This window comes from Candidatus Paceibacterota bacterium, assembly GCA_028714275.1.
Taxonomy (GTDB): domain Bacteria; phylum Patescibacteriota; class Minisyncoccia; order Phycocordibacterales; family CAINVO01; genus CAINVO01.
In genome coordinates, this window is the sequence record JAQTMP010000029.1 from 1 (window position 1) to 9443 (window position 9443).

General features: G+C 42.0%; 8 protein-coding genes. All 8 read left to right on the forward strand.

The annotated features are described in order from the left end of the window. Positions 1-468: 468 nt before the first annotated feature. Positions 469-2253 (forward strand): peptidoglycan-binding protein, encoded by a 1785-nt coding sequence (locus PHF79_03015; GenBank protein ID MDD5318761.1) that lies wholly within the window; start codon positions 469-471, stop codon positions 2251-2253. Between the two features lie 388 nt (positions 2254-2641). Next, positions 2642-3307, forward strand: coding sequence for a hypothetical protein (locus PHF79_03020; GenBank protein ID MDD5318762.1), 666 nt, complete (start codon positions 2642-2644; stop codon positions 3305-3307). Positions 3308-3557: 250 nt separating this feature from the next. Further along, positions 3558-6269 (forward strand): hypothetical protein, encoded by a 2712-nt coding sequence (locus tag PHF79_03025; GenBank protein ID MDD5318763.1) that lies wholly within the window; start codon positions 3558-3560, stop codon positions 6267-6269. 24 nt (positions 6270-6293) lie between these two features. Continuing rightward, positions 6294-7148: a hypothetical protein gene (locus PHF79_03030; GenBank protein ID MDD5318764.1), complete on the forward strand. Its 855-nt coding sequence runs from the start codon at positions 6294-6296 to the stop codon at positions 7146-7148. Positions 7149-7363: 215 nt separating this feature from the next. Next, positions 7364-7852, forward strand: coding sequence for a 50S ribosomal protein L10 (gene rplJ / locus PHF79_03035; protein MDD5318765.1), 489 nt, complete (start codon positions 7364-7366; stop codon positions 7850-7852). Positions 7853-7896: 44 nt separating this feature from the next. Continuing rightward, positions 7897-8316: a 50S ribosomal protein L7/L12 gene (gene rplL, locus PHF79_03040; GenBank protein ID MDD5318766.1), complete on the forward strand. Its 420-nt coding sequence runs from the start codon at positions 7897-7899 to the stop codon at positions 8314-8316. 150 nt (positions 8317-8466) lie between these two features. Next, positions 8467-9045, forward strand: coding sequence for a hypothetical protein (locus tag PHF79_03045; protein MDD5318767.1), 579 nt, complete (start codon positions 8467-8469; stop codon positions 9043-9045). Positions 9046-9083: 38 nt separating this feature from the next. Then, a partial coding sequence (locus PHF79_03050) for a hypothetical protein (protein MDD5318768.1) occupies positions 9084-9443 on the forward strand: 360 nt, incomplete at its 3' end.

Sequence of the window (9443 nt, forward strand, 5' to 3'; positions counted from 1 at the left end):
TATAATCCTTATATTCCGTTCGGTAGCAGCTTTTTCATCAGATTTTCGAGCTCGTTGACAATATAATAGATAAACAAATATCTCAGTACCGCACGCCCGTACTTTTTCTTTATTTACCGAAACCCAGACACGCAGACCAAAATTCATAAGCTCTTCTCGCTTTGTGTCGATTCATCACATAACAATAGGGAAAATTAATTTTTTCTTTATATTGCAGTGTCGATGAAATATGAAGCAAGAATAGTGTGCGGGCCAGTAGTAATTCTGAAATGCGAAGATAGCATCAAAACATTTCAGTGTTTCTACGGGCCCGCAAAGGTTCCGCAACGTTAGTCGACGTCAGTTAGCGTTAGTATTAATAAGTTAGTAAAAATAATTTCTCCTTTTATCAAATTATAATTAATTCAGGAGAGGTTATTTAAAAATTAAAAAAACATGTTAAAAACAAAAAAATATGTTGTAGCTATCTTGGCTCTAGCACTCGTGCTTACAGCCACTGTTGCTGTTGCAGACACAATGACAACAACAACTTCGAGCTACACATTTAGTACAAACCTCACAGTAGGTAGCCGAGGCGCTGATGTATCAGCTCTTCAGCAGATCTTGATCAACAAAGGATTCCTTACAGCAGTTTCTGCTCCAACAGGATACTTTGGTAGTTTGACAAAGGCAGCTCTTGCTGCTTTCCAAGCTGCTAACAATATCTCACCTGCAGTAGGTTACTTTGGTCCAATCACTCGAGCAGCTATTGCTTCAATGGGTGGTACAACTACTACTACAACTACATCTACAACAGCAGGTTGTGTTGCCGGTGCAGCTTACAGCAGTACAACAGGTCAGCCTTGCTCAACAGTATCAACTGGAACTATCACAACTGGTTCAACAGAAGGTACTCTTGATGTACGATTGGCTTCAACACCTTCAGACAACGCAAGCATCCGAACTCAGACAGATGTACCTGTATATGGTATTGAATTCCGAGCTCGTATTGCTGATGTTTCTGTTCAGACTGTTGACCTTCAGGTTGCTGTCACAAATGGTGGCGCTACTGAAAACCCAGCAACTTTGATTAACACAATCAAAGTATGGGATGGTTCAACATTGCTCCAGACAATTCCTGTATCTATCGGTACATTCACAAAGGATCAGAACCAGGTTTACTACTACCGTGTTTCAGGTATCAACTTTGTCATTCCAAAGGATGCTACAAAGACTCTTACCTTTACATTTAGTACAAACTCAATTGACAACACACGAATCGCTACTATCCAGGGTTACAACTCATCATCTGTCCGAGCTATCTCAGGCAATAATGTAAGTAGCTTCTACGCTATTAACGGTTCAGGCTTCACACGAACACAGACTTTCCTTAAACCAGGAAACTCAACTTTGACTCTCTCAGCAGCGTCACAGTCACTTCGTTCACAAAACTACCGAGTAAATCCTAACGGAGACACTCTATACGGTGTTGTTCTTGGAACATTCAACTTGAAGTCAGACTCAGGCGATTCAACATTGCTCACAGTCAACGCTTCATCAACTGCTTCAGGTACACAGCCTACAACTGTCTACTTGTACCAGGGTTCAACATTGTTGAAATCAATCACACCAGCAGCAAATGGTTCACTTGTATTCAACAATCTAGACTCAGCAGCAGGATCAGTAGTTGCACAGAACACAATCCAGACTTACACAATCAAGGGTGACTTCAGTGTTTCTACTGTTAACGGCACATACGCAAGTACAACTATCAACAACGTTGTTTACCAGACACCTAACGGTAGTTCTGCAACAGCAGTTGGACCTGTTACAAACGCAAATCAATACGTTTACACAGCAGCTCCTATGTTGACACTTGCTAGTGCTCCTACAATCAGTGCTGGTAGCCAGAACCAACAGGGTTCAACTACTGCTTTGACTGCAACATTTGCATTCAACGTAACAGCACAGGGAGGTACTATGACATTGCCTGCAAACGGTGACTTCGTAGTAGTCTTCGCTACATCAACAGCTAACCCAATCTCAGCTGGTGTTACAACAAACGTTGTGACAATTCCAAACAATAACATTGCAGATGGCTCAACAGCTTCTGTAACAGTTACAGCTCAGATTCCTAACTCGGCTCTTACATACAGCGGTTTGTATAACGCTGCTATCACATCAGTCAAGTGGGTTGTCGGTGCTAACACAATCACTCAGACTTATGGTCTAGAGGATTACAAGACATCATCAGCTGCTAACTTCATCAAGTAAGCAATTGACGATGCTACTAGGTTGGCCGAAAGGCTAGTTTAGTAAACAAAAAACCACCCCGAAAGGGGTGGTTTTTTGTTTTGGGTATTAAGTACTGGTACATTCTTAGTATAAAAATACTAAATACTTTCGGGAGCACGGATAAAAAGTCTGCTGACTTTTTTCCTCACACTCGGCTCGTCAGCCTCCGTGAGTCTCCCTCAAGTGTTTAGCATTTTTATACTAAGAATCTACCATTCGACTACTATCCAAAACAAAAACCCTTACTTTGGAGGCAATATTTTGGGTATTTGTTTAGGTTTTTTTGAGCGGAAATTTATGTGACATATGTAAGATAGAGTCAATCTTGCGCCTTGGGTGTGAGGGATTACAATTAACACATATAATAATGGCAAAAATGATAGAGTCACCATATCTTACAAAGGCAGATTTTCTTGGATTCATGGATGGTTTTTCGACTACTCTGACAGGTCAATTTAATAAAATAAATGAGACAATGGATCAGAGGTTTAAAGAAGTAGATAAAAAATTTGCAAAAATCGATGAAAGGTTTGCGCAAATCGATAAGAGGTTTGCACAGATAGATCAAAGGTTTGCACAGATTGATGAAAGGTTCGTAGAGATAGATAAGAGGTTTGCACAGATAGATCAAAGGTTTGCGCAGATCGATAAGAGATTTACTCAGATTGACGAAAGATTTGCAGAGATCGATAAGAGATTTACTCAGATTGACGAAAGGTTTGCAAAAATTGATGAAAGATTTGAAAAGGTTGATCAGCAGTTTATAAAAATAGATCAAAAGTTTGAAGCAACGGATCAGCTCTTTGGTCTTTTTGAAAAGAGAATGAATAAAAGATTTGATCTGATCGATGTAAGATTTAATATTCTCGAGAGCACTATCCTAGAAATGGTAAAGAAGTTTGCTACTGTAGATAAGAGATTTGATTCAATCGAGATCCTTATTGATGAGAAAGTTGAGTTTTTGGCGGGGATTACAGCTAGTAGTCTAAATAATCATGAAAATAGAATATCTATTTTAGAAAGCCATGTTTGATAAAACCGCCTTCAAGTTTATTACGGGATTCTTGGGGATTTTATTTATAGGTTTTATAGTTTTTATCTTGGCCGGAATTTATCATCAGTACACCTGCTTGCATGGAGTTTTTGCTTCTTCTAAAAATTCGATCGAATTATCTGGCTGTAACCCTATTGACACATCTAAATAATGTAGGGAGATTTCAATTTTCAGCAAAATTTTAGGGGTTGTTGATTTTTCTCTGCCTTCTGACAGATAAGATGTGGGTATGAAAAAACATACCCATCATTTAAATGACTTTTTATTAGCAGGTTTTCTCTTCCTTGTCGGTTTCCTTTTACCCGTTCATTCAGTCCAAGCATTTGCGATACTTGGAGATCAATTTATTACTGAAAATACTACCTGGAGAAAGACTGACTCACCTCATTTAGTCCAAAAACCTCTCACTATCATGTCCGGAGTCCAGTTGACCATAGAGCCTGGGGTAGAGGTGGATTTTTTGCCCGGAACCTCTATCAGTGTATTCGGGTCTATTGTAGCCACTAGTGCGACAGCTTCAGAGCCTATTGTTTTTTCGGGCCCATCATGGTCAATGGACTTTATCAATGATTACGCCGAGTTTGATGAGCTGGGAAATTTAGTGAATATAGATCCTGCAAAACCTCTTGAGCTCACCATGAGTATCTTTAAAAACGTTCACTTCTTGGCTGGAAACTACAATCTGAAAACTGGGCCTGGGGCTAGCATAGAGGTAGCCTCAAGCACCTTTGAAGAAGATTCGAATGTAGCCATTATCAATGAAGGATTTATTCAAGGGGCAACATCCACAATTGGTGCTGCTTACAATTTTTGGGGTGATGACTCCGGTCCAAATCGTCTGGCTGATAATCATACAGGCTTAGGGACCAAAGTGTCAGAAGGGGTTTTGGTTGATCCTTGGTTAAACGCAGATGGATCCGTACATGGGGAAAAACCAAACTGTTGTTCTTCCGTACTTTTCATTCCTGGGATTGAGGGCAGTCGCCTGTACGAAAAAGGCACCTTTTTTGAAAATCAATTGTGGGAACCAAACAGGGAAGGGGACGTTAGAAAATTATTTTTAAAGGATGATGGCACCAGTATTGACGATGTGTATACACGAGACATTATTAAAAAGACCAATATTTTTGGACCACTCGGGGCCATCAATATTTACGGAGCTTTCGGAGATTTTATGGATAGTTTGGTTGATTCCACGTCATCTACTTCTACTTTAGCTTCACCCGTTATTTCAGATTGGAAGGCTCTACCTTATGACTGGCGTTTACCTCCTGATAAAATCATCAGTCAAGGCATCAAGACTGACGTGGGGACCACTTCACCCTTAGCTGAAGCTCTCTATCTAGCCAAAAATTCAAAGACCAAAAAGATCACCATAGTGGCTCATAGCAATGGCGGTTTAGTGGCCAAAGAACTTGTTAAGGCCTTGGAGCAGATCGGCAAGGAGGACATTATAGATAAAATCATCTTTGTCGCTGTGCCCGAAAAAGGGACTCCACAAGCAATTGGCGCTCTCCTGTATGGCGATGGTCAGGCCATCCTCAATGGTTTGATTTTGACTGAAGCCACCGCTGCTCAGTTTGCTAAAAATGCCCAAATGGCCTACAACCTATTACCCTCTAAAGAATACTTCAATACAGCCACAGTCCCAACAATTAATTTTGCAGCCAGCCTAGCCAGTACGACCTCCGATTATCTGTCCGTTTATGGTCAAAACATAAGAGATCCAAATAATTTTTCAAATTTTATGTTTGAAGCTGGCGGCAATCAAAATCTTTTTCAAAAAGCGATAGCCCTACATGAAGATCTGGACAATTGGAGCCCCCCACAAGGTATTCAGTTTGTGAGGGTGGCCGGGGTAGGAGTGCCCACAGTCCAAGCCCTTAGTTTTATGGCCACTTCGACCTGTGTGATTGATGATCCCATTCTTCAGAATATTTGTCCCCAACCCACAGTAGGCCATGCCCCAGATCTATCAAATTGGGGGGACTCGACTGTCGCTTTCAATAGTATTCAGAGCTACGCCAACACTTATTTTATTGATCTTTTTAACTACAACTTAAACAACGACGCACCTTATCAGCATCAAAATATTTTGAATGCTCCCGTTACGCAGCGTCTGCTCTGGTCTCTATTTTCTCAAAATATACCTAGCGATAAAAATATCTCACTTGGCTATCCGCCGATGATAAGTCCTTATTTTTCTGTCTTCTCAGTACATTCACCCGCTGACATCACGCTCTCTGATCCTCAGGGTAAAAAAACGGGCGTTCACACTAGCACCTCTACGCTCTCGCTGGTCACTCAGGATATTCCTAATAGTACGTACCTAGAAAGTGATGGGGTAAAATATATAGCGATTGCAGGGCAGGATGTTGAAAAAAACGTGACGGCCAGTATTCAAGGCACAGGTTTTGGAGAATTTAGTTTCGTAGTTGAGGCTCATGATGGTGAAAAAATTATTCACACCACTACCTTCAAGAATATTCCAGTGACACCATTAACTGAAGCCACGGTTGCTTTTCTGGGAGACAATACCTATCCAGACACTTATCCAACAGCCCAAATAAATTTGGATATTGATGGGGATGGAAAGGTTGATACGGTCATTTCACCTAAAGACACAGAGGATCCATTGGTATACCTGGAGATTATAAAAAAGACAGTGGCTACTTTTGATGTTTCGTCTGGGGTTAAAGATCGCCTGATTAAAAAAATTGATCGGGTAGAAAAGATGTTCAAGCTTGGTCGCAGTAAAAAAGTCCTGACGGCTATCCAGCTTTGGGCTAAAAACATCTCAAAAATTTCAGAAAGAGGAGATGAAAAAAAATTTGGTAAGCGTGAGCATTTACGTCATAAAAACAAGCTTAATAAAGAGCAAAGCGATATAATGTCTAGTATGGTAGATCACTTGCTAGACTTGTTAGCTGCACTTCAATAAAACCTAAAAATTAAAAACAAATAAATGAATATTCAAAATAAAAAATTAATCTGGGCGTCCAGTATCGTGGGCACGGTTGTCCTGGTGGTTGGCTTCGGACTCGCCTTCAATCTTTTGTTCAACAAAATTCTCGAAAATCATTCTCAGCCAAACCTTCATCCTTTGGCTCCTAGTGTTCAGCCTGACTCTATAGCGGCTATTTCAATCGCTACTTCCACGGCCACCTCTACATCCTCAGCTAGCCTGTCTATATCCACTGCTGCTGCTCGCTCAAATTCTGCTAAAACTCAAATCCCTGTGACAAGCCCAAAACCTTCCCCCAAAAAGGAGACACCTAAAGAGCCTACCCCTCAACAAGAAGAGGGTGCCTTATTTGTCAGGGCTTCAAATGGATCTTGGTATATGTCCATGGCCACCTCGACAAGTACGCAAAGGCCAAATGGATTATCCATTGGCCCGAGCCTTTCTTTTTCCGAAAATCCCAACGTCATTTCTGGATCAAATATTTTACAAGTGACCACCTCTCCAAATGCAAACGCTACTTTTGTCTTGATCAACCCGAAAGGGTGGGCGACTGGAGTCATTGCGGGTGAGGAGGTTGATCGTGACCCAAGCATGAAGGTGGGGATTGAGCAGCTTCCAAACAGTGTCTATCAGCACTACGATAGCACGGACAATGTTTCCATTGGAGGACCGCAGGGAATGTTCACCCTGCGTCTCAGAGGTTTCCAAGATGGATATATCACTACAGCCATAAAATACCCTTCCACCACTCTCACTTATGGCCCCTTTTTTATTCACAAAGGAGACATTCTCACGACAGATTTTCCCGCTACTTTTTCTACCTCGACCTACCCGTATCTTTTGAAGGGGCTCTAATTGAGTCTTTGATAATTTGCCCTTTTCTGTCTAGTATGCTAATCTCTACCCGAAGGCCAAAGACAATAGGCAGCGAAAGCGCTAAGCCCTATCGAGGTTTCCCGTACCGAGTTTCAGATTATTTCTGATATTTAGTACCACTCTTGGCGGCCTTTTAGGTCGTTTTTTTATTATCAACCAAAATCACATGTGGCGGCTTTCACCGCCACCAAAAAATGCCAATCTCAAAAACCCAAAAGAATGAGATTTTTGCCAAAGTCAAAGATGCTTTGAGCAAATCTCAGTCAGCCGTCTTTGTGAATTTTCATGGTTTGCCTGTGGCCGACTCTACCAATCTGCGAAAAAATCTTCGCGGCAACGGAGTTAGCTTCATGGTAGCCAAGAAAACTATCACTAAGAAAGCGCTTGCAGAGCAAAAATTGGAAGGGGAGATGCCTTCGCTTGATGGAGAACTCGCTATTGCGTATGGTGACGATCTGATCGCACCCGCTCGAGAAGTGTATGATTTCCAAAAAAAGTTTGAAGGTAAACTTGCTATCCTCGGAGGTATTTTTGAAGGAAAATATATGAGCAAGGAAGAAATGACTTCAATTGCCGCTATTCCTCCTCTCAAAGTGCTCCGTGCTCAGTTTGTCAATCTCATCAACTCTCCGCTCCAGGGCCTAGTCATCGCTCTCAACGCCATCGCCGAGAAGAAAGCGTAAAACTTTTAACTCATTACTTAATTAATCATTAATCAATAAAAATTATGTCAGACGAAACAACAACAGTGGCTCCCGCCGAGGCAACCGAAGTGGTAGCCACTCCTTCAAAATTTAAGTCAGTAGTCGAAACAATTGAAACTATGTCAGTCCTTGATCTTCACGAGCTTGTAAAATTCCTCGAGAAGAAATTTGGAGTCTCAGCTGCTGCGGTTGCAGTCGCTGGCCCCGCTGCCGGTCCTGCCGCTGAAGAGAAAACAAGCTTCAACGTAGAACTCAAAGATGCTGGTGCTCAGAAGATCGCCATCATCAAGGTGGTCAAAGAAGTCCTCGGTCTCGGTCTTAAAGAGGCTAAGGATCTCGTAGATGCCGCTCCTTCCATGCTTAAAGAAGGTATGAAGAAAGAAGAAGCCGAAGCTCTCAAAAAGCAAATCGAAACCGCTGGAGGTAAGGTAGAACTCAAATAGTAAAAAACAAAAAACACACGCTTTTGGGAGCCTTGCGAGGCTCGACGGAGCGAGCACGAGGAATTTTTCAGCAGAAAAATATCCGTGCTCCCAAAAGCGTGTGTTTTTTGTTTTTTACTATTTGAGGCCTAAATGTTATAATCCTCTGGTATGGAAATCTTAGAAAAAATCTTCGGAAGTGCTGTAAAAGTCAAGGTTATGCGTCTTTTTCTTTTCAATCCTGAACAGGTTTATGAAACCGCTGAAATTGTCCGCAAAACAAAAGCCACCGCTCCCGCAGTGCGTCGCGAGCTCGGGGTCCTCGAGAGGATGCACATGGTAAAAAGACGAGCAACCAGGTCAGGCAGGGGAAGCGCCTGGGTCCTCAATCCGGCCTTTCCGTATCTTCATCAATTGCAAAATGTTTTGATCAATATTTCTCCAGTGAACCATCTCGAAGTGGTCAAGCGTCTCAGCCGGGCAGGCCGCATCAAAGCTCTCATTTTGTCGGGAGTGTTTATCCAATTTTGGGAAAGTCGTATAGATATGATGATAGTGGGGGATAATATCAAAAAAGGCACCCTAGACAACATTGTCAAAAATTTAGAATCAGAGATAGGCAAAGAACTCAACTATACCGTCCTCGATACTGTGGACTTTAAGTATCGTTTAGGTGTGCAGGACAGACTTGTCCGGGACATGCTCGACTATCCACATGAGGTCGTTCTCGACCGCCTAGGCGTGTTATAATTCAGCTGTTAGTTTATTCGCTTAATCATTAATATTATATGTTGTTTTCACAATGGGGAGGGGCTCTCGGAGAGACATTCCAGGGACTCTATCCAGCAGTCATCGTTTTTGCAGCCAATCTTATTGCTGCGCTCATCATCTTTATCATCGGTTGGATGGTAGGAGCTTTTATTGCAAGACTCATCGAACAAGGTTTCAAAGCTTTGAAAGTAGATCATGCTCTTCGTCAGGCTGGTCTCGAAAGAGCTCTCCAGCGTGGAGGTATTCCTCTAAACTCGGGCGCCTTTGTAGGCGGTTTGGTCAAATGGTTTATCATCGTCCTCTTTTTGATCTCATCTCTTCAAGTGCTCGGTCTTACTCAGGTCACTCTTTTCTTGGGTAATGTGGTCAGCAACTAT

What these genes read in the sequence shown, in the direction of transcription:
- PHF79_03020 (MDD5318762.1), top strand. Translation starts at nt 2,642, where the DNA reads ATGGCAAAAATGATAGAGTCACCATATCTTACAAAGGCAGATTTTCTT.
- PHF79_03025 (MDD5318763.1), top strand. Translation starts at nt 3,558, where the DNA reads ATGAAAAAACATACCCATCATTTAAATGACTTTTTATTAGCAGGTTTT.
- PHF79_03030 (MDD5318764.1), top strand. Translation starts at nt 6,294, where the DNA reads ATGAATATTCAAAATAAAAAATTAATCTGGGCGTCCAGTATCGTGGGC.
- rplJ (MDD5318765.1), top strand. Translation starts at nt 7,364, where the DNA reads ATGCCAATCTCAAAAACCCAAAAGAATGAGATTTTTGCCAAAGTCAAA.
- rplL (MDD5318766.1), top strand. Translation starts at nt 7,897, where the DNA reads ATGTCAGACGAAACAACAACAGTGGCTCCCGCCGAGGCAACCGAAGTG.
- PHF79_03045 (MDD5318767.1), top strand. Translation starts at nt 8,467, where the DNA reads ATGGAAATCTTAGAAAAAATCTTCGGAAGTGCTGTAAAAGTCAAGGTT.